Raw genomic sequence first — 20,927 nt, 5'->3', positions numbered from 1 at the left:
TTCCACGTTGAGCTAAGCGCCGCTTAGACCACACATAAGTTCCCGCATCGTAAGACGGTGCGGGGACTTATGTTTTTAACGTGAGGCACTATATCCTGGGTGCCTAGATCACGCTTGAGACAAGCATCACTCTTCTCGGTCAGTCTTCACCTCAAGACCCCTTGACACCTCAAGAACACAGAAAAGAAGCCCGCATGAACGCACTGAAAGCAAGCGTTGCCTCGCACGCGCACTCGAAAGAAAGCCAACGTCGTTGGCCAACGCTGTTCCTGGTTCTGCTGGCATTGTGCTCGCTGGTTCTGACGGCGTGCTCGGTCGATATCACAACGACCCAGAAGATGGACGCCAACGGCAAGGGGACCCGCAGTATGACTGTGGTGGCTGAGCTGAGCAAGAAAGAAGCCGGCAAGGTCGATGTGAAGAAGATTGAGAAGACACTCAAGAAAGCTGCGCCTGGGGGTACCAAGGTTGACAGTGTCAAGAAGAAGGGCCGGAAACTCACTGTCAACGTCACGATGTCATTCAAGGATATTGAGGACTATAAGAAAGTTCTCAATAACGCGTTGGATGCTGGTGGACTGAACCCGTCTGCGCGAGTTGATTTTGAGACCCTCAACGCGCAGCTGCGTCACGGATTCACGCTGGAGGAGAATGTCTCAAGCGGGCAGCTATTGCAATGGGTGCGCAAGGCGCTAGTTGATAACAAGATTGTGAGCAAGAACAAGGCCGATGGTGTATGGCCCGAGGACCGCGGCGGGACATTGTCGGTCGGAAATGAGTCCACTAAGGCTCCGAGGACTCCGTTCCGGGAGGATAAAAAAACCGATCATGGTTTCGAAGGCATCACCCTGTTGATTGAAAGGCGAGCTGATGACTACCGGTTTGCGGTCCTGTACAGGCTAGATTCTGAAGACAAAGAAGACAAAGAAGACAAAGAGGCGCGAAAGGCCCGCGAGAAGTGGATTGACTCCGTGATGCCGGACGGCGCCCAGAAGGTCGAGCTCCGCGACTCGTACGGCACTGATCGAGAAGAGCTTGCTGTAGTGATGGACGTCAAAGATGAGACTGAGCTCAAGGACGTTCTAGGTTCTTTGTTGGGGGATAAGAACTTTGACATCAGCATCACAGACGTGGATGAGCCGCAGGGGCTGTTCAGCCGCGGCTACGAATACAAGCTTGAGGCGGACTGTTCCCAGATATGTGAGGGCGGGCGTTCGATTTCGTTTCGTCCATTTGTCTCAACCCCCGGCGGGGTTACAAGGGGCTACAAGTATTACAACCAGGAGACGCTTAATGAGCTCGGTTTCACGGAAGGGGAAACTTTTCTTGGTCTCGAGGAGCTGTCACTAAAGAAGAGGTTTCATGCTCTTGACGCGAAGCCCATGAAACTGACGAGCATCACTGCACTGTTGAAGCCCGGGGTAGGGGATAAGGTTTCCTTCGAAGTTGCGGTAGCGGTTCCAGAAACGGAACTGGGCGCAGAGGTTGAAAAGCTAGAGGAGGCCTTTACCCCAAGCAACGGTTCTCTGACCTCGGAGAAGAAGGATGACCAACGAGTCTTCACTTTGAAGTGGGAAGGGAAGAACCGTGAGGAGCTTGAACGAAAAGTCTGGGTGACGTTTAGCTCTTTCATGATGTACGAGAAGCGTGGGGATGGGTTGTGGCCGGAATCGACAGTTCAGGTTGACTTCGCCCCTGAGCGAGACCTGAACACCACGATCAGTTCCACCCCGACGCTCAAGGTAGAGCTTCCGTTGATGCACGGGGTGAAGGGTGGAGTACCAGCGGACGGCTTTGAGTTGCACGGCGGCGAAGTCGAGTTCACCTATAGCGGCCCGACATTGGCCTGGTTTATCACGATGGGTGTGCTGTTGCTCATCGCCATCGCAGCGATTGTGCTGCTGGTGATGTTCCGCAAGAAGATCGCAGCTAAGGTGAAGAGTTCGAGGCTGGACAGCAGAGACGGACGCAGTTCCCAGGTGAATGCCTACAACACGGTGCGTGCGCAATACAATCCGCCGGCACCACCAGCGGGTGATGCCGGACCTCCGGCTCCACCAGCTGATAGCATCGCGCCTCCTGCACCTCCAGCTGACAGTGCCGCGCCTCCCGCGCCGCCCTCACCTTCAGCACCTCCAGCGCCTCCAACTGAAGATGCTGGGCCGTCATCTCCTCCCGCCCCGCCGGAGAAATGAGTCTTGCATGAATGCATTCCGCCCGCCCCTTGCTCGGCACCTTGAGGCCAACCAGAGTCGACGTCGTTGGTCAGTGCTGTTCGTTGTCTTGTTGGCTTTGTGTTCGCTGGCGTTGACGGCGTGCGCGGTGGACATCGAGACCTCTCGAGAAACGGATACCAACGGTAAGGGAACTCGCAGCATGGCCGTAGCTGCAAGGAGTGCGGCGAGCAAGACGTCGAAGTCGCCAATCTATGCGTCCAAGATCAGCGAACACGGTTTCAGAAACATCTACCCGCTGATCGAGAAGCGAGCTGATGGCTACCGGCTCGCGGTCGTCTATCGACTAGACTGGGGCGGCGAAGACGCGGAGAAGGTGCGTGAGAAGTGGATTGACTCCGCGATGCCGGAAGGCGCTCGGAGGGTGAAACCCATCATCACGCTTGGCTCGGGGCGAGAAGAAATCGCCGTGGTGATGGATGTCAGGGACGATGCGGAACTCCAGGATGCGTTACGTTCCTTGCTGGCAGATAAGAACCTTGAAGTTAGCATCACGGAATTGGAGGAGCCGCAAGGCCTATTTGCACGCGGCTACGAATACACGCTTGAGACGGACTGCTCGCGCATCTGCGGAGGCCCGCCAGTGCACGTGCTATTCCCGTACGTATCGGCCCCCGGCCCTGGAACAGGGGGACAGAGGTACATCGACACTTCAAGGATGAAGGATCTCGGCTTCACTGAAGGGGCAACTTTTACACTTCTCAGCAAGAGGGATGCAGATAACGCTTTCCGCGCCAGTGATGCGAGAGGAATGAACCTAACGAGCGTCACGGCGGTGTTGAAACCGGGCGCGGGGGAGAAGGTTTCCTTTGAGGTGTCGGTTGCGGTTCCCGAGTCCGAGTTAGGCGGAGGAAGCGAGAAGTTTGAAGAGGCTTTAACGCCGGACAACGGCTCTCTGACATCGCAGAAGAAAGGCGAGCAGCGGGTCTTCACTTTCACGTGGGAAGGGAAGGACCCTGAAGAGCTCACTGAAAAGGTTCAGGCGACCTTCGCATCGTTCACGATGAGCGAGAGCCGCAAGGGTGGCCTGTGGCCCGAAACTGCGGCGTATGTACGGTTTGCCCCGGAACATGACCTGAAAACCACCATTGAAACCACGCCGCGGCTCAAGGTTGAGCTTCCGTTCATGCACGGGGTCAAGGGTGAGGTACCGGGTGAAGGCTATGACCTGACCGAGCCGCATCAACACGTCGTCTATAGCGGCCCGTCCTCGGCGTGGTTTATCACGATGGGTGTGCTGGCGGTGGTCGTCCTCGCAGGGCTTGCGATTTTGCTGGTCTTCCGCAAGAAGATCTCAGCTAAGCTGAAATAGCTGAGGGCAGGATAGCCGACGGCCCTATTTGGCCGTGCCGTGTACTTCCATCTATGCGTTGACGTTCGGTTAGTGGCACCGCGGCTAGGATGGGGCTGATGGATATGCAGAGGTTCGCGATTCGGCTTTCGTATGACGGCACGCCTTTCAGCGGGTGGGCTCGGCAGCCGAATCAGCCGAGTGTGCAGCAAGCTGTCGAAGATGCATTGTTCACGATCACGCGAACCGAGGTGCGCACGGTGGTTGCGGGGCGCACGGACGCCGGGGTACACGCGCTCGGGCAGATGATCCACTGCGACCTCTCCCCGGAAGCGACCGCCAAACTGACCGTACGGGACGGATCGGCGCGCATCGAGGAAACCCTGGTGCGGCGCCTCAACGCGGTGCTCGCCCGCGCCACGGACCGAGCCGTCATCATCGACTCAGCCCGCATGGTACCGCCTGGATTTGACGCGCGGTTCTCCGCTCTGCGCCGGCATTACCGGTACCTGATCGCTGACGGGCCGCATCGTTGGAATCCGCTCCGCCGCAACGACGTGCTGTTCCATCCACGCGAACTCGACCCAGCGGCGATGCACGAAGCCGCTCAGGAGCTCTTGGGGCTCAACGATTTCTTGTCGTTCTGTAAGCCGCGCGAGCATTCCTCTACGATCCGTGACCTCCAAGAGATCAGCGTGACGCGCTCGCCGGATGGCTTCGTTGAGGCTCAGCTGAGCGCGGACGCGTTCTGCCACCACATGGTCCGAACGATCGTCGGTGCGCTCATCAGTGTGGGTGAGGGCGCGCGCCCCGTGGCCTGGCCTGCACAACGGTTAGGGGAGCGGGTGCGCGATGCGAACACCAAGATGGCCGCCGGGCACGCGTTGGTCTTGGTAGGTGTTGATTACCCTGATGACGATGCGGCGGCGGCCCGCGCAGATGCGACCCGCGCACGCAGGGATCAGGAATAGGGGCTCGGTGTGGGGGGTGGCTCAGGATAGCCGAGCTAGGAGATGCTGGTCACCATAGGTTGGTCATCGGCGAGGAGTTTAAGCTAAACTCGATAGTTGTTGCGCAGTGCGCTCTTGACACCACCTGTTTACGTGACGGTCCAGTTGCAGGACCTCTGGTCTGTGAACAGCGCAAGAGAGTAAGCGAACCGGCTACGGCCCTCACCCGTAGCGCGTGTGCGCCGGCGCATCATCCGCACGGCGGTGCGAACCCTGGTTACCTCACGACAACCAGCTCGAGACCGTCTGACCAGTATTCAACCGAAGGCAAAAAGAACAGTGCGTACGTACTCTCCTAAGGCCGAAAACGTCGAGCGCGATTGGTACATCATCGACGCTGAGGACGTTGTTTTGGGCCGCCTCGCAAGCCAGGCCGCAACCCTGCTGCGCGGTAAGCACAAGCCGACTTTCGCCCCACACAATGACCAGGGCGACTACGTCATCATCATCAACGCTGAGAAGGTTGCCCTCACCGGCGCCAAGCTCGAACAGAAGCGCGCATACCGCCACACCGGTTTCCCGGGCGGTCTGCGCTCCACCAACTACGCTGAGCTTCTGGAGAAGAACCCGACGCTCGCAGTGGAGAAGGCTGTCAAGGGCATGCTGCCTCACACCCGCCTGGGTAAGCAGCAGCTGACCAAGCTGAAGGTGTACCGCGGTGCAGAGCACCCACACGCCGCTCAGCAGCCTAAGACCTTCGAAATCACGCAGGTCTCCCAGTAACACTGGGCCACCCGATAACGGACATCTTCTAAGGAGACTAAAGTGGCTCAGAACGAAGAGCTCACCGAGGGCCAGGTTCCCTCGACCTACACGACTGAATCCGCGCCGGTTGCAGAAGCAACCGAAGCAACCCCACGCAACCTGACCGTTGCTGGTTCCGCTGTTGGCCGCCGCAAGCGCGCGATCGCACGCGTTCGCGTTGTCCCTGGCTCCGGCAAGTGGACCCTCAACGGCCGTGAACTCGCCGAGTACTTCCCGAACAAGCTGCATCAGCAGGAAGTGAACGATCCGTTCACCGTTCTAGAACTCGAAGGCGCATACGATGTGATCGCTCGCATCCACGGCGGTGGCCCATCCGGCCAGGCCGGTGCGTTGCGTCTCGGTATCGCTCGTGCGCTCAACGAGATTGACCGCGAGAACAACCGCCCAGCACTCAAGAAGGCTGGCTTCCTGACCCGTGACGCACGCGTCATCGAGTCGAAGAAGGCTGGTCTGAAGAAGGCCCGCAAGGCGCCACAGTACTCGAAGCGTTAATTTTCGCTCACACACCTCCCGCTGGAGTGTGTATGCACGGGTGGCACGTCCCTTTGGGGCGGGCCACCCGCTCGTTTAACCCCGTTCGTTTAACCCCGCACGGCAACCAGCCGGCTCTGTCCGCGCGCATGTTTGGCAACCCCACCTGTGCGTCCAGACGGCTCTGCCTGCCCGCCCATCGTGACGCGGGACGCCTGTGATGGCCCTTACGAAACACGCAAAGTAGCCCTTTTCTAACGTAAAATGGGAATGTTGGGAGTGGTCTATCCTGCCAACGTTTGCATCATTCACCCTGAAGAAGGAATCGCATGGCTACCTCACGAAAAGGCAGCAGCAATAACTCCAAAGCCCAGAGCGAGGCGAACACGGTCGAGGATAAAGACGTGAAGCCAGCTGACGCATCGGATGCTTCGAAGGAACAGGCCGCGATGACGGCGGAACCGAACCGCGAGCTCAATGGCGAAGAAGCGCTGTACACCGTGAGCGGTACGACCAACCGTCGTGAGGAAAAAGATGAGTTCCTGAAGCAGTTTGGAGATGACGTGGACTACAAAGAGCTCGATAAGAGCGAGACCCGCTTCGACCCTATTAAGGACGATGCCGAAGACAGGATCTCGAAGCTCGAGCTCGATGACGACGCATGGCGCCAGGGCTACCCATACGAGAAGAAGCTCGGCCGCCGCGAATACGAAAAAGAGAAGCGCAAACTGCAGATCGAGCTGCTGAAGATGCAGCGTTGGATGCAGGATAACGACGAGCGCCTCGTCATCATCTTCGAAGGCCGTGACGCCGCAGGTAAGGGTGGCGCGATCAAGCGTTTCACCGAGCACCTGAACCCGCGCGGCGCCCGCGTTGTTGCACTCGCGAAACCAACCGAGGTTGAGCAGACCCAGTGGTACTTCCAGCGTTACATCCAGCACCTGCCATCCGGTGGTGAGATCGTGCTGTTCGACCGCTCGTGGTACAACCGTGCCGGTGTTGAGCGCGTCATGGGGTACTGCACCCCACGCCAGTACGTTGAGTTCATGCGTGAAACCCCAGAGCTTGAACGGATGCTCGTGAACTCCGGTATCCGTTTGGTCAAGCTGTGGTTCTCGGTCTCCCGTGCCGAGCAGCTGCACCGCTTCGCATCCCGCGGCACCGATCCGGTACGCCAGTGGAAGCTCTCGCCAACGGACCTGGCCTCCCTGGATAAGTGGGACGACTACACCGAGGCTAAGCAGGCGATGTTCTTCTACACCCACACCGGAGACGCCCCGTGGACCGTGGTGAAGTCCAATGACAAGAAGCGTGCCCGCCTCGAAGCGATCCGTCACGTCCTGAACACGGTCGATTACCCAGGTAAGGACCCTGAGGTTGTCTACGAACCGGATCCGCTGATCGTGGGTTCCGCTGACCGTGTATTCGAAGCAGATGAGGGCCCAGTGGGTGAGTTCCCGCTCATCGACGGTTTCGCATCAGATAACTAATCAGTAGCTCGTGTGAGCGGGCCGCTAGACAATTCTTTGTCACGCCGCGGGTGATGCTGTCAACAGCATCGCTCGCGGTGTGCTCGTATGCGGCGGGGTCAAGAACACTCCGCCGTACTCGTAGGATAGATACATGACTCGACTATTCGGCACCGATGGTGTGCGCGGCAGAGCTAACCAACTCCTAACCCCGGAACTGGCGATGAGCCTCGCTCAGTCAGCTTCCGTTGTTCTAGGGTTCAACGACATCGAAGGGAACCGGAAACCGGTCGCTGTGGTCGCTAAAGACCCTCGCATCTCTGGTTCCTTCATTTCCGCGGCGATCGAGGCGGGGCTGTCCGCCTCTGGCGTGGAAGTCTATGACGCCGGCACACTCCCAACCCCCGCAGCGGCCTTCCTGGTTGCAGACCTAGAAGCGGATTTCGGCGTCATGATTTCCGCTTCCCACAACCCCGCCCCGGATAACGGGATCAAGTTCCTCGCCCGCGGCGGGCAGAAACTCGATGACGCGCTAGAGGACGCGATCGAATCCCGGATGCAGTTGGAGCCTCTGCGTCCCCAGGGCGGCGACGTGGGGCGGGTATACCGCTTTGCTGATGCGGGAGACCGCTACGTGATGCACTTGCTACAGACGTTGCCGAACCGTCTGGACGGCGTCAAAGTTGTGATCGATGCGGCCCACGGCGCTGCTTCCGGTTGTTCCCCGGACGCGTTCCGTGCCGCTGGCGCAGAGGTCGTGGTGATCGGCGCTTCCCCGGACGGGGTGAACATCAACGAAGGCTGCGGCTCAACGCATCTGGAGATGCTCCAGAAGGCCGTTGTTGAGCACGGTGCGGATATGGGTGTGGCCCACGACGGCGATGCCGACCGTTGCTTGACCGTTGACCATGAGGGCAACGTGATCGACGGGGATAAGGAGATGGCGATCCTTGCGATCGCGATGCATGAGGCCGGCAAGCTCAAGGACGACACTTTGGTGGTCACGGTCATGAGCAACCTGGGGCTGAAGCTAGCGATGAAGGAACGCGGCATCAAGGTTGTTGAGACCGCGGTGGGGGACCGTTACGTTCTTGAGGAGATGCGTAAGAACGGCTACTCACTGGGTGGTGAGCAGTCTGGCCACGTGATCATGCAGGAATACGCGACGACGGGCGACGGCGTGCTGACGGGCCTGCACCTGGCTGCGCGGGTTGCCGCGACCGGTAAGACCCTCAAGGAGCTCGGCGATGCCGTGACGGTTCTGCCGCAGGTTCTGATCAACGTGCGCGGCGTTGACAAGGCCGGGGTTGGTTCTTCCGTTGAGATTCAGAAGGCTGTTGCTGAAGCCGAGGAACGCCTCGGTGACACCGGCCGCGTCCTGTTGCGTCCATCGGGTACCGAACCTGTTGTGCGCGTCATGGTTGAAGCCGCAACCGAAGAGCAAGCCACCGACGAGGCCCGGCACCTGGCCCAGACCGTCCAGACAGCGCTACCACTCGGATAGATGGACAGTATGCTGTCGGAAGCTAACGGTTAAACGGTTGGGGCCCGGAACCATATGGTTCCGGGCCCCAACCGTTTAACCGTTACATCGTCAAAGGTGAATCTTATTCAGAAGGTGAGTTTTAGCGGGCTACGTGGTCCCCAGCTGAACCCCGAGCGGTGCCGTTGAGGGCGTCGCGAATCTCGGTGAGCAGCTGAATCTGTGGGTCGACTGCCTCGTCCTCTGGCTCGATGCCGAGCTTGCGGTTGCGGCGCTCGATCATCTTGTTCATTGGCATCACGATGCAGAAGTAGACAGCTGCAGCGATGAGCAGGAAGTTCACGACAGCGGTGAGGAAGACACCGATCTTGACGGAACCGAAGACCAGCCAGTCATCGAAGTTCGGGGTGCCGACCAGCATCGCGATAGCAGGCATGATGACCGAGCCTACGAGGGCGTCGATAACCTTACCGAAAGCGGCGCCGATGATGACAGCCACGGCAAGATCCATGACGTTGCCTTTGGAGATGAAATCTTTGAATCCTTGGATCATGCTAAAAGTATAAATGCATGACGAGTGCTTTGGGAGGCAACCGCGAACTGTTGGCGTGTGATCTGCGTCAGGTTCACTCAGATTTTCCGCAACAGCATGTGATGGACCGAATGGTCTGAGTCTTTGGTGAGCACCAGCTGGGCGCGCCCTCGGGTTGGGCGCACGTTCTGGGTCAGGTTCGGTTCGTTGATTCGCGTCCAGATGCTGGTTGCGGTATCGATCGCTTCTTGGTCGCTGAGTTGGGCGTAACGGTGGAAGTAGTTATCCGGCAGGCTGAACGCTTTGGTGCGAAGACGCATGAAACGTTTGATGTACCACTCGCGGATGTCTCGTGTGCGCGCGTCCACATAGATGGAGAAGTCGAAGAAGTCACTCAGCGCAAGCCCCACGGTCCCATCCCCGCGCAGGCGAGGTGGGGCGAGGACGTTGAGGCCCTCAACGATCAGCACATCCGGCTGGTCCACGACCGTGAATTCGTTCGGGACGATGTTATAGAAGTGATGCGAATACGTGGGGACCTTGACGTTGGGTACCCCGGACTTCACTTCCGTGATGAACCGCATCAGGGCCCGCTGGTCATAGGATTCGGGGAAGCCTTTGCGGTCCATGATGCCGCGGCGGATGAGCTCCTCGTTGGGGTAGAGGAATCCGTCCGTGGTCACGAGCTGCACTTTAGGTGTGCCTGGCCAGAGGCTCAGCAACTCACGTAGCACGCGGGAGGTGGTGGATTTGCCGACAGCTACGGAACCTGCGACTCCGATCACGAACGGGGTGCGCCGGAAATGCTCTCCGAGGAACCTGTTGGTCGCCGAATGGGTAGCCGCCGCGCCTTCGACATAGAGGGAAAGCAAACGTGAGAGCGGCAGATAGACTTCCCGGATCTCGTCTTGGTCGAGGCGATCACCGAGCGCGTTGAGGCGTTGGACGTCCTCGGTGCTGAACGGTTGCTCCATCGTGTGGGCTAGGCGCGCCCATGTGGCACGGTCCAAACCCACGAACGGGGAACGGCCGCCAGCGTTCTCGCTGTGTGCGGCGTTGGCGGTGTTCTCGTTCTCTAGCGAGGCGTCTTCTAACGCTTCGTCAATGAGGTCCTGGGCGGTGGTCATCCTCTTCATTGTGTCATCTTTAACGCGCGCGTGTTGAAAACGGTGTAGCAACTCGCGCCGGTAAGAGTGCTGGTCTAGGTAGCCCGCTGTGGCCGCGCACCGGTGAGCAAGGGTGTTCGGTTGACAGGGGCGTTCGATTAAAAGCGGCGGGGGAGAGGTGATAAATTTTTCGCATGTGCGGAATCATCGGATACGCCGGCCCAGGGCCGGAAAACACTGGCAAGCATGACGCCCTCGATGTGGTGCTTGAGGGGCTCAAACGCCTGGAGTATCGGGGCTATGACTCCGCAGGTGTCGCAGTCGATGCCGGCGATGTGGTCGAATACCGGAAGAAAGCTGGCAAGCTGGGCAACCTGTTGGCCGAGCTTGAAGCAAATCCTCTGCCGGCATCGGGCACTGGCATCGGCCACACCCGTTGGGCTACCCACGGCGGCCCGAGCGATGTCAACGCACATCCGCACGTGGCTGATGAGGGGCGGCTCGCGCTGATCCATAACGGGATCATCGAGAACTTCGATGCGCTCAAAAAGCACCTGCTGGAGGCCGGCTACAGCTTTAAGTCGGAGACGGACACCGAGGTGGCCGCGGTCCTGCTGGGGGACGTGTACCGCAACGAGGCCGGAGGGGACCTCACGAAGGCGATGCAGATGACCGCTTCCCGGCTTGAAGGCGCGTTCACGCTGTTAGCGATCCACGCTGAACATCCGGGGGTTGTGGTTGCGGCGCGCCGTAACTCGCCACTGGTCGTGGGCCTGGGCGAGGGTGAGAACTTCCTCGGCTCTGACGTTTCGGGCTTCATCGACTTCACAAAGCGTGCGGTTGAGCTGGATCAGGACCAGGTGGTCACGATCACCCCAACCAGCCACGAGATCACTGACTTTTCCGGCAACCCTGCTGAAGGCACTGAGTTCACGGTCGATTGGGACGCGGCCTCGGCATCGAAGGACGGCTTTGAGTCCTTCATGGCTAAAGAGATTTTCGATCAGCCGGAAGCGGTCGCGAACACGCTACTGGGGCGTACGGATGCCCGCGGGCACCTCAAACTCGATGAGCTGCGTATTGACGAGGCCGAGCTCAAGGGTATCGACAAGATCATCGTGCTCGCGTGCGGTACTTCCGCTTATGCAGGCCAGGTCGCTAAATATGCGATCGAACACTGGTGCCGCATCCCGGTTGAGGTCGAGTTGTCCCATGAGTTCCGGTACCGCGACCCGATCGTGACCCCATCCACGTTGATCGTGACGATCTCCCAGTCCGGGGAAACCATGGACACCCTCATGGCGTTGCGGTACGCGAAGGAACAGGGCGCGCGTACGCTCGCGATCTGTAACACGAACGGCTCATCGATCCCACGCGAATCCGATGCGGTGCTCTACACCCACGCCGGCCCGGAGATCGCGGTGGCCTCAACCAAGGCGTTCCTCGCCCAGGTTGCGGCGACCTATCTGCTGGGCCTGTACTTGGCGCAGCTACGCGGCAACATGTTCTCCGGCGAAGTCGCTGACCTGCTGGCCGATATGGCGGAGATCCCGGACAAGATCGAGAAGATCCTGGCCCAGAAGGACCAGATCAGCGAGCTCGCTCGCAGCATGGCCGAGACCGAAGCGGTACTGTTCTTGGGCCGGCACGTGGGCTACCCGGTAGCGATGGAAGGTGCGCTCAAACTCAAAGAGCTCGCCTATATCCACGCCGAAGGATTCGCCGCTGGTGAGCTCAAGCACGGCCCGATCGCGCTGATCGAGGAAGGCCAGCCCGTGTTCGTTGTGGTGCCGTCCCCATCGGGCCGCCACTCGATGCATTCGAAAGTGGTCTCCAACATCCAGGAGGTCCGCGCCCGCGGCGCCCAGACCCTTGTGATCGCTGAGGAAGGCGACGAGGCCGTAGGTAACTATGCTGAATGGGTCTTCCGTGTCCCAGAGACCAAGGCCCTGCTCGCCCCACTCTTGACGGTGGTTCCGCTCCAGATCTTCGCGATGGAGCTTGCCTCCGCCAAGGGCCTGGACGTTGACCAGCCACGCAACCTCGCAAAGTCAGTGACCGTCGAATAACGTCCCAATTCACGCACTCAGCTGAACGCACTCACCTGAACGCGTCCGACGCAGCGAACCCGGCGCCGACCGGCTATGAAGCCGTGAACTCGTTGAGCCACTCCCGTAGCTCCGGGCCGAGGTCCTCGCGCTGGCACGCGATCTCGATGACTGCTTTGAGGTAGGAAAGCTTATCGCCGGTGTCGTAGCGGCGGCCACGGAAGATGACCGCGGTCACGCCGCCGCCTTCTTCAGCTGGCATCGCGGCGAGTTCAAGCAGGGCATCGGTCAGCTGGATTTCACCGCCACGGCCGGGAGCGGTGCGTTCAAGTACATCGAAAACCGCTGGGTGCAGAACATAACGGCCGATGACCGCGAGGTTCGACGGCGCATCCGCAACAGCTGGTTTCTCCACGAGGTCAGTCACGCGAACAAACTCCTCGTCCTGGATTGCCTCGACGGCAGCGCACCCGTAGGAGGAAATATCTTCCGGATCCACCTCCATGAGGGCGATCACTGACCCGCCAACGCGTGACTGCACAGTGATCATGTCACGCAGCAGGGTAGAGGACTCCTCAATGAGGTCATCACCGAGCAATACCGCGAACGGCTCATCACCCACATGCAGAGCTGCGCGGCCAACCGCGTGACCGAGGCCTTTAGGTTCACCCTGGCGGATGTAGTGGACATCGCCGAGCTCAGCAGCCTGCTGGACAGCTTTAAGGAGCTTCTTCTTACCCGCTAGCTGCAACTGATTTTCGAGGTAAGGGGAGGCATCGAAATGATCCTCAAGCGAACGCTTAGGCGCCCCAGTAATCATGAGGAGATCATCGAGCCCCGCGTTCACTGCCTCTTCAACGACATACTGGATAGCTGGCCGGTCAACAACCGGCAGCATCTCTTTAGGCATCGCTTTCGTAGCCGGGAGGAAACGGGTTCCGAGGCCTGCCACAGGGAAGACAGCTTTGCGGACTTTGAACTGGTTCATGTTCCGCATTAAACCAGCGAAGGTTAGCGGCAGGTAAATAAAACCTGTATGCGTGGTGGTATTCACAGGCATTCAGCAGGGGCCAGCTTGCTTAGCGCCGCGAGCCTCGGATGCCGATGGCGCGCGAGCAAAGCGTGTGTGAACAGCGATAGCATCGAAACATGATTGTGGGCATCGGTGTTGACGTTGTGGACGTTCCGCGTTTCGAGAAGCTGATCCAGCGCACCCCGGCACTGGTTGAACGCCTGTTTTGCCCCAGCGAGCGTGAGGTGCGGACCCGCTCGCTGGCCGCGCGTTTCGCCGCGAAGGAAGCGGTCGCGAAAGCTCTCAGCTCCCCCGGGGGAATGGTGTGGCATGACTGCGAAGTGTGCACACTGGACTCCGGCGCCCCGGTGCTCGATGTGCGCGGTAGCGTGAAAGAGGTCGCCGACCAGCTCGGTGTCAAAAGCTGGCACATATCCCTCACCCACGACGGCGACGTAGCGATCGCGTACGTGATCGCCGAAGGCTAGAACAAACAGGCCCCCGAGACAGGCCCCGAGACAGGCTCCCAGCCCGGAAGGTACACCGATGCACCTGCTCTATAGCCCCGACGCGGTCCGAGCGGCAGAAGCCCCGATGCTCGCCGCATGCGAAGCCGCAGGCAACCCCGATCAACTCATGCGACAGGCGGCCTACGGGCTTGCCGTGCACATCGCCCGGGCCGTCACCAACCGGCCCGCCCTTCCGGAACCGACCGTGGCCGGGCCTGAAACGTTAGCCGCGCTCACAAAGCCGGCACCGTCCATGCCCGGGACGGGTTCTCAGTTGCGTGGGGCGCTCATCGTGGGTTTGATCGGCCCCGGCAACAACGGCGGTGACGGACTCTATGCGCTCGCCGAGCTTTCCGGTCGCGGGGCACGATGTGTGGCCGTGATGGTCGCGGACCGCTGGCACGAACGTGCCGCAGCCGCGGCAGCCGCCGCCGGGGTCGAGGTCGTGAAGCATCACAAACGTGAGGCAGCGCAGGGCTCTGGTGCGACGAAGCATAACGAGGTGCTTCAGCATCTAGCTTGCGCGGATGTGATCGTGGACGCAGTACTGGGGATCGGCGCGAAAGGCGGGATGCCGATTCCCGGCTGGGACGCGGATGCGCAGACCTGGGCGGTGCACGGGGAAACCCTGGACGCGCTGGTTGTCGCAGCCGACTGCCCCTCAGGGCTCAACACACAGACCGGCAACGCGGATGAAATGGTGCCGCTCGCGGACATCACGGTCACGTTCGGCGCACTCAAACGCGGGCTCGTGGCCGGGGCGGCGCGTGAGAAAACCGGCGACATCTACCTCGTGGAAATCGGGCTACAGGCCCCGCAGGATACTCACCTCATGCCGCGGCTTATAACCCCCGCCGACGCTGAGAGCGAGCTCCTGGCGCCACGCCCCGGCGACCACAAATATTCGCGTGGAGTCCTCGGCATGGTCGCAGGTTCGCCCGCCTATCCCGGGGCCGCGGTCCTGTGCTCTACAGCAGCGGCCGCCATCGGAGCGCACGATGCCGGGCGCGGCGGGATCGGGATGCTCGTAACCGCAGGGCGTGGGGCTGCTGGCCAGGCTGTGGTGCAGACTCTGCCGGAGGTCGTCAACATCGACAGGGCTGAGCTTGCTTCGCCGGCCGGCTCGGCAGAATCAGCATCGAACGGGTGGCCTGCGGTGACCTCTAAGGTGAACGCGTGGGTCGTAGGCCCGGGGCTCGGGGAAGAGCCCGAAGACCTCGAACCGGCGCTCGCCGTGATGCGGGGCACCCAGGGCCCTGTGATCGTGGACGCCTCAGCGCTCGCGGTATGGGAACCCTCGATAGCGGCTCGGACTGACACGGATGCCGGAGCTGAAGTCAGCACTAAGGTCCACGTGTTGACGCCTCACGCGGGAGAGTTTCTAGCGCTTGTGCAACGGTTGGGTATAGACGCCGCGGACCCGGCTGAAGACCCGGTCTCCGCAGCGCGGGATCTGGCGGCAGCTGTTGGCGCGGTCGTGTTGCTCAAAGGCTCAGCGACGGTGGTTGCTGCGCCGAGCGGCGTCACGTTCCTCGCGGCATCCGCGGCTGCGACGCTCGCTCGCGCAGGTTCGGGAGATAAGCTCGCCGGTGTCCTGGGCGCGATGCTCGCAACCCACGCCGCTCGGGCCTCGGCCCGCGGCGAAGAACTCAGCCTGGAACGCATTGCACAGTTGTGTGCCGCGGCCGCGGTCGTGCACGGCCTGAAATACAGCGCCGCATAGCCTTTCCAGCGCCGTGAACTCACGCAGCGCCGTGAACTACAGCGCCCGGGGGATCACTGCTGACGGAATAGGAGCGCTTCTGCGTAGGCGGCCTGGAACGCCTTCCAGCTCATGAGCACGCACTTGACCCGGTTGGGGAACTTCGCGGCACCAGCTAACGCGACCGCGTCGCCGATGATCTCCTCTTCGGCCTCAACCTTCCCGCGGGAGTGAAGCACCTCATCGAAATGAGCGGTCATCTCCTCGATGTCGCTGACCGGCTCGCCTATGAACAGGTCCGCCATCATTGAGGCGGAAGCGCGGCTCATCGCGCAACCAGCCGCCTCATAGGAGATGTCCTCGACTGTTGCGCCGTCTTCGGAGAGTTTCAGACGCAGCTGGATCTCGTCGCCGCACACCGGGTTCACGTGGTGTACATCGGCGTCGAAAGGCTCACGTAAGCCCGCGTGTTTGGGGTGCTTATCGTGTTCGAATATCAGCTCTGAATACAGCGTATTGAGGTTCATGGTCACCGGAAACTGTTGAAGTAGTCGATGGTTTTCTGCACGGCCTCAACGAAAGCGTCCACCTCAGCCACCGTGTTGTAGACGCTGAAGCTCGCGCGCGTGCTCCCGTGGATCCCGTAACGGCGGTGCAGCGGCCACGCGCAATGATGCCCCACACGCACCAGCACACCCTGGGAATCGAGAGCCTGCCCCACATCGTGCGGGTGCAAACCCTCGATGCTGAACGCGACCGCACCAGTACGGTGCCGCTCGGATTGGTTGCCCGTGCCGTCCTCGCCGTCGCCCGGCACGCTCAGCCCCGCGCCGATGATGCGGAGGCCGTCGATGCGGCTCAAACCCGTGAGCGCGCGCTCCACGAGCTGGGCTTGATGCGCGGCGACGTTATCCATGCCCAGCGCGTTGAGGTAATCGCACGCGGCGGCGAGCGCAACGGCTTGCGCTGTGGGTGGGGTTCCTGCTTCGAAGCGTGCCGGAGGCTCAGCATATGTGGTGTGCTCCATCGTGACGATCTCGATCATCGAACCACCAAGCATGAACGGAGGCAGGTCTTTGAGGAGTTCGTAACGGCCCCACAAAACACCGATGCCGGTGGGGGCGAGCATCTTATGGCCGGAGAACGCGAGGAAATCAACATCGAGCTGCTGAACATCCACGGGCATGTGAGGGACGGACTGGCACGCATCGAGCACTGTGAGCGCGCCGACTTTCTTCGCCGCGGCAACCAGTTTCGCTACCGGGGTGATGGTTCCGGTGACGTTGGATTGGTGCGTGAACGCGAATACTTTGGTGCGTTCGGTCAGTAGCGTTTCAAGGTCTGTCAGATCCAGTTGGAAGTCATCCGTGAGTGGTATCCAACGCAAGGTGGCGCCGGTCCGGCGGGCGAGCTCTTGCCACGGTACGAGGTTCGCGTGGTGTTCCATCTCGGTGATGAGGATCTCGTCCCCGGGGCCAACGCGGAGCCGGGGCGGGGTCGAGTCGTCTCCGTTGCCTAACGCGTAGGCGACGAGGTTGAGGGCCTCGGTCGCGTTCTTGGTGAAGACGACCTCGTTGGCTGATGCAGCGCCGATGAAGTCGGCGATGGTCTCACGTGCGTCTTCGTACGCGTTCGTTGCGGCTTCAGCGAGCTGATGCGCGCCACGCTTGACCGCAGCGTTAGACCCCAACACGAAATCAGTCTCAGCGTCCATGACCTGTTGTGGGCGCTGGGAGGTCGCCCCAGAATCCAGATAGATCAAACCGGAACCATCCGCGGCCTTACGGTTCAGGATCGGGAAATCCGCCCGAACCGCATTGACCTCGAATCCAGTGTTGACATCAGATCCGGTGCTGACATCGAATCCGGTGTTGACATCATGTTCAGTCATGACGCTCCTCGCTACTTCTACTCGCTGTGGCCTTCGCTCTTATGCCCCATGCGGTCCAGGGTCCACCCTGCGGAAGTCCATGCTTGCGGATCGAGCACGTTGCGGCCATCGATCATGTAACGATCCGCAACAACCTCACCGAAGGAAACCGGATCGAGGTTCTTGAATTCATCCCATTCGGTCAGCAACAGCACAACGTTCGCACCGCGTGCGGCATCTTCGGCGGAGTCCGCGTACCGCAAGCGTGGGAAGCGTTTAGCCGCGTTCTCCATACCTTGCGGGTCATATACAGACACGTCTGCGCCAGCTGAATACAGGCGGGCGGCAACATCCAAGGCGGGGGAGTCACGCACGTCGTCCGAATTCGGTTTGAACGCCGCACCTAGCACTGTGATGTGTGCCCCGTGCAGGTCGCCTCCCACCGCACGCTCGGCAAGATAGATTGCGCGTTCGCGGCGGCGCAGGTTGATCTCGTCCATGTGGTCGAGGAACCGCATGGTGTGCGGAAGGCCGAGCTCGGACACGCGCGCCTGGAGAGCACGGATGTCTTTAGGCAAGCAACCGCCACCGAAACCGATGCCGGCGTTGAGGAACTTACGCCCGATGCGCGGATCCATCCCGATCGCATCCGCGAGCGTCTTGATGTCCCCACCCACGGTCTCTGTGATCTCAGAGAACGCGTTGATGAAGGAGATCTTGGTAGCCAAGAACGCATTCGCGGCGACCTTCACCAGCTCGGAAGTCTCGAAGTCAGTCACCACCAGAGGCGTGCCGTCGGCCAACGGCTTCGCGTACACCGCACGCAGGATGTCTTCAGCCCGCTGGGAACGCACCCCGAATACCAACCGATTAGGGGTCAGCGTGTCCTCAACAGCGAACCCTTCACGCAAAAACTCAGGGTTCCAACACAACTCCGCGTTGATGTCCAAGCCGCGTTTAGCCACCAGCTTCTTCAACCGCTTCGCCAAACGCGCCGCAGTACCTACAGGGACCGTGGACTTACCAGCAATCAGCGTGTCCTTCGAAACCACGGCACCCAACGAATCAATCGCGGCATCGACATAACGCATGTCCGCGCCGTGATCGTTCTCCCGCTGCGGGGTACCAACACCGATGAAGTGAACATCCGCATCGGCGACCTCTTGATAATCCGTAGTGAAACGCAAACGGCCTTCACGTACGTGGCGGGCCAGCATCTCATCCAGACCCGGCTCATGAAACGGAAGCACCCCGGCGTTGAGACGTTCAACACGTTCAACCTCAACATCAACGCCGACCACCTCGAAGCCGAGCTCCGCCATGCAAGCGGCATGCGTAGCCCCCAAATATCCCGCACCGATCACTGAAATCTTCCGCGGCTGTGCTGCATCCTGCACGAATGTTCTCCTCACAGTTGGCTACCTATGATCTTAGGCGTTGAGTCGCATACCCAAGCCCGAACCTGGTGAAGGTCTACGCTAGAAGGGTGTGTTCCCACAGCTTTTCCTCCACCTCCAGCCCCGCGGGTGCGGATCATAATGCGTCCGATGCGGTTGGCACCGCTACGTTTGGCGCCGATGACGCGGCGCAGGCCCCGGCATCGGCTCCGGTGACGCAATGGTTACATGCCCACGATGCGGTAGCGGCTGCCCCTGAACGCTGCGCCGAGATTGACCTTGGCGCGTTGGCCGCCAACGTCGCCAGGATCCGTCAACAGGTGGGGCAAGCGCACATCATGGCGATCGTCAAAGCGCAAGCCTACGGGCACGGCGCGATCGAGTGCGCGCGCGCCGCGCTGGATGCAGGCGCCACATGGGTAGGGACCGCGCACGTGAGCGAGGCGCTTGAGCTGCGTGCCGCGGGCATCGAGGCGCCGATGGTGTGCTGGCTCCACACATCGGACACCGACTTCGAGGCGGCCGTGGCACAGGGCATTGACGTGGGGGTATCCGGTTGGGAACTGGACCCGATGATCGAGGCGGCACGCGCGGTGGGGCGCACGGCACGGATTCACCTGAAAATCGATACCGGCTTAGGCCGCAACGGGTGCACCGCAGCCGAATGGCCACATCTTGTAGAGCGCGCCGCCGCGGCCGAACGCGTCGGGGACATCCGCGTGGTGGGTGTGTTCTCCCACTTCGCGATGGCCGATGAGCCAGAACACCCCGCCAACGACGTGCAGACCCAGGCTTTCGAGGACGCGCTCGCGGTGGTCGCGGACGCCGGGTTGAAACCTGAAGTGCGTCACATCGCGAACACCCCGGCGACGTTCACGCGCCCGGATGCGATCTATGACATGGTCCGGGTCGGTCTGGGCCTCTATGGTTTATCTCCTTTTGAAGGGGTGTCCTCGGCCGAGCTGGGGTTGCGGCCGGTCATGCGCCTGGTTGCGCATGTGGCCGCAGCTAAACGGGTCGATGCGGGCCAAGGTGTGTCCTACGGCCTGCGCTGGCGGGCAGAGAAACCGACGACGCTGGGCCTGGTTCCCGTCGGTTACGCCGACGGCATCCCACGGATCGCCGAAGGCACCCACGTGACAATCGATAGCGTGCGGTATCCGGTGGTGGGCCGGATCGCAATGGATCAGTTCGTGATCGACCTCGGCGGGGAAGCAGACCCAGCGGAATTTGTCGGTAAAGACGCCGTGGTGTTCGGTGACCCAGCACATGGTGAACCCGGCGTTGAAGAATGGGCGGAAGCCGCCCACACCATCAACTACGAGACCGTCACCGGGATCTCCGACCGCGTCCCACGCCGCATGATCCCCGCAGATGGTGCGGCCGCGGGCGATGCTGTTGGCGATGACACAGCCGGTGCTTGCGGCGGCCGTGCGGAGACAGCAGACGACAGCTCACTGTCGTTGACTATTCCAACCCCAGCGGCGATGCAGTGCTTAGCCCGCACACTCGCAAGCGAACTGCAAGCAGGCGATGTTCTCATCCTGACCGGGGAACTCGGCGCCGGAAAAACAACCTTCACCCAAGGCCTCGGCGAAGGCCTCGGCGTGCGCGAAGGCATCACATCGCCAACATTCGTGCTCTCCCGCATCCACCCATCGTTGACCGACGGGCCAGCGCTGGTCCACGTGGATGCCTACCGGCTCGGATCCGCAGAAGAACTCGAAGACCTCGACCTCATCGACACCGTGGACGAATCCGTCACAGTCGTCGAATGGGGCCGCGACCGCGCCGAAGGCCTCTCCGAATCCCGCCTCGAGATCACACTCGAGCGCCCCATCGGCGGCAACACGGCCGCACAACCCGACAGCGAGACCCCGGCCCCGTGGGAAGTCGAAGACGAAGAAGAAGCCGCCGCACCCCGCATCGTGACCCTCAACTGGGTGGGCCCACGCTGGAACGAGGGGGCAACCACCGGACTGCGCGCCGCGCTCGCCGAATTCACTGACACCGTGAAGGAGGGCTGAA

The 20,927-nt window shown here is 60.9% G+C and carries 17 protein-coding genes; 11 read left to right on the top strand and 6 right to left on the bottom strand.

Going from position 1 to position 20,927, the window contains the following annotated elements:
• The first annotated feature begins 194 nt into the window (after positions 1-194).
• The 7 genes from J2S67_RS06680 (at position 195) to glmM (ending at position 8,744) form a co-directional block, all read left to right on the top strand.
• Positions 195-2,195 (top strand): hypothetical protein, encoded by a 2,001-nt coding sequence (locus tag J2S67_RS06680; protein ID WP_310247472.1) that lies wholly within the window; start codon positions 195-197, stop codon positions 2,193-2,195.
• Between the two features lie 7 nt (positions 2,196-2,202).
• A complete protein-coding gene (locus tag J2S67_RS06675; RefSeq protein WP_310247469.1) occupies positions 2,203-3,546 on the top strand; it encodes a hypothetical protein in 1,344 nt (447 codons plus the stop codon).
• A gap of 98 nt (positions 3,547-3,644) precedes the next feature.
• Positions 3,645-4,496, top strand: a complete 852-nt coding sequence (truA, locus tag J2S67_RS06670) for a tRNA pseudouridine(38-40) synthase TruA (RefSeq protein ID WP_310247466.1) — start codon at positions 3,645-3,647, stop codon at positions 4,494-4,496.
• A 318-nt stretch (positions 4,497-4,814) separates the two neighbouring features.
• Complete coding sequence (rplM, locus tag J2S67_RS06665; protein ID WP_035758103.1) at positions 4,815-5,258, top strand: 50S ribosomal protein L13; 444 nt, start codon at positions 4,815-4,817, stop codon at positions 5,256-5,258.
• 42 nt (positions 5,259-5,300) lie between these two features.
• A complete protein-coding gene (rpsI, locus tag J2S67_RS06660) occupies positions 5,301-5,792 on the top strand; it encodes a 30S ribosomal protein S9 (RefSeq protein WP_035758105.1) in 492 nt (163 codons plus the stop codon).
• A gap of 308 nt (positions 5,793-6,100) precedes the next feature.
• Positions 6,101-7,261 (top strand): polyphosphate kinase 2, encoded by a 1,161-nt coding sequence (ppk2, locus tag J2S67_RS06655; RefSeq protein WP_239446712.1) that lies wholly within the window; start codon positions 6,101-6,103, stop codon positions 7,259-7,261.
• 133 nt (positions 7,262-7,394) lie between these two features.
• Positions 7,395-8,744 carry a phosphoglucosamine mutase gene (gene glmM / locus J2S67_RS06650; protein WP_310247462.1) on the top strand — a complete coding sequence of 450 codons (1,350 nt, stop codon included), beginning with the start codon at positions 7,395-7,397 and terminating at the stop codon, positions 8,742-8,744.
• A gap of 121 nt (positions 8,745-8,865) precedes the next feature.
• Here glmM and mscL read toward each other — a convergent pair whose 3' ends face one another.
• Together mscL and coaA are read right to left on the bottom strand one after the other, a co-directional pair.
• On the bottom strand, positions 8,866-9,276 hold the full coding sequence (mscL, locus tag J2S67_RS06645; protein ID WP_035754357.1) for a large conductance mechanosensitive channel protein MscL: 411 nt from the start codon (positions 9,274-9,276) through the stop codon (positions 8,866-8,868).
• Positions 9,277-9,353: 77 nt separating this feature from the next.
• A complete protein-coding gene (gene coaA, locus J2S67_RS06640) occupies positions 9,354-10,382 on the bottom strand; it encodes a type I pantothenate kinase (RefSeq protein WP_310247457.1) in 1,029 nt (342 codons plus the stop codon).
• A gap of 173 nt (positions 10,383-10,555) precedes the next feature.
• On the opposite strand from coaA, the gene glmS reads away from it, so the two are divergent.
• Entirely contained in the window at positions 10,556-12,430 is a 1,875-nt protein-coding gene (gene glmS / locus J2S67_RS06635; RefSeq protein ID WP_310247454.1) for a glutamine--fructose-6-phosphate transaminase (isomerizing), read from the top strand.
• Positions 12,431-12,503: 73 nt separating this feature from the next.
• Here the strand turns inward: glmS and galU are convergent, their stop codons facing one another.
• Positions 12,504-13,397 carry a UTP--glucose-1-phosphate uridylyltransferase GalU gene (galU, locus tag J2S67_RS06630; protein ID WP_141742476.1) on the bottom strand — a complete coding sequence of 298 codons (894 nt, stop codon included), beginning with the start codon at positions 13,395-13,397 and terminating at the stop codon, positions 12,504-12,506.
• 161 nt (positions 13,398-13,558) lie between these two features.
• Between galU and J2S67_RS06625 the strand changes: the two genes are divergently transcribed.
• Complete coding sequence (locus J2S67_RS06625) at positions 13,559-13,909, top strand: holo-ACP synthase (RefSeq protein WP_310247450.1); 351 nt, start codon at positions 13,559-13,561, stop codon at positions 13,907-13,909.
• Between the two features lie 58 nt (positions 13,910-13,967).
• Positions 13,968-15,653: a bifunctional ADP-dependent NAD(P)H-hydrate dehydratase/NAD(P)H-hydrate epimerase gene (locus tag J2S67_RS06620; protein ID WP_310247448.1), complete on the top strand. Its 1,686-nt coding sequence runs from the start codon at positions 13,968-13,970 to the stop codon at positions 15,651-15,653.
• A gap of 53 nt (positions 15,654-15,706) precedes the next feature.
• On the opposite strand, the gene sufU is transcribed toward J2S67_RS06620, so the two are convergent.
• The 3 genes from sufU to J2S67_RS06605 are packed head-to-tail and all read right to left on the bottom strand — an operon-like array spanning position 15,707 to position 18,899.
• The gene (gene sufU / locus J2S67_RS06615; protein ID WP_035754349.1) at positions 15,707-16,159 is read right to left on the bottom strand and encodes a Fe-S cluster assembly sulfur transfer protein SufU; all 453 of its coding nucleotides are present in this window, start codon (positions 16,157-16,159) and stop codon (positions 15,707-15,709) included.
• A 2-nt stretch (positions 16,160-16,161) separates the two neighbouring features.
• The gene (locus tag J2S67_RS06610; RefSeq protein WP_310247444.1) at positions 16,162-17,523 is read right to left on the bottom strand and encodes an aminotransferase class V-fold PLP-dependent enzyme; all 1,362 of its coding nucleotides are present in this window, start codon (positions 17,521-17,523) and stop codon (positions 16,162-16,164) included.
• Positions 17,524-17,540: 17 nt separating this feature from the next.
• Positions 17,541-18,899: a UDP-glucose dehydrogenase family protein gene (locus tag J2S67_RS06605; protein WP_310247440.1), complete on the bottom strand. Its 1,359-nt coding sequence runs from the start codon at positions 18,897-18,899 to the stop codon at positions 17,541-17,543.
• Positions 18,900-18,988: 89 nt separating this feature from the next.
• On the opposite strand from J2S67_RS06605, the gene alr reads away from it, so the two are divergent.
• The gene (gene alr, locus J2S67_RS06600) at positions 18,989-20,926 is read left to right on the top strand and encodes an alanine racemase (RefSeq protein WP_310247437.1); all 1,938 of its coding nucleotides are present in this window, start codon (positions 18,989-18,991) and stop codon (positions 20,924-20,926) included.
• Position 20,927: the final 1 nt, after the last annotated feature.

Source organism: Pseudoglutamicibacter albus, from assembly GCF_031458175.1.
Taxonomy (GTDB): Bacteria; Actinomycetota; Actinomycetes; order Actinomycetales; family Micrococcaceae; genus Pseudoglutamicibacter; species Pseudoglutamicibacter albus.
The sequence above is the reverse complement of the archived record's forward strand: the minus strand, read 5'-3'. Positions and strand labels throughout refer to the sequence as shown.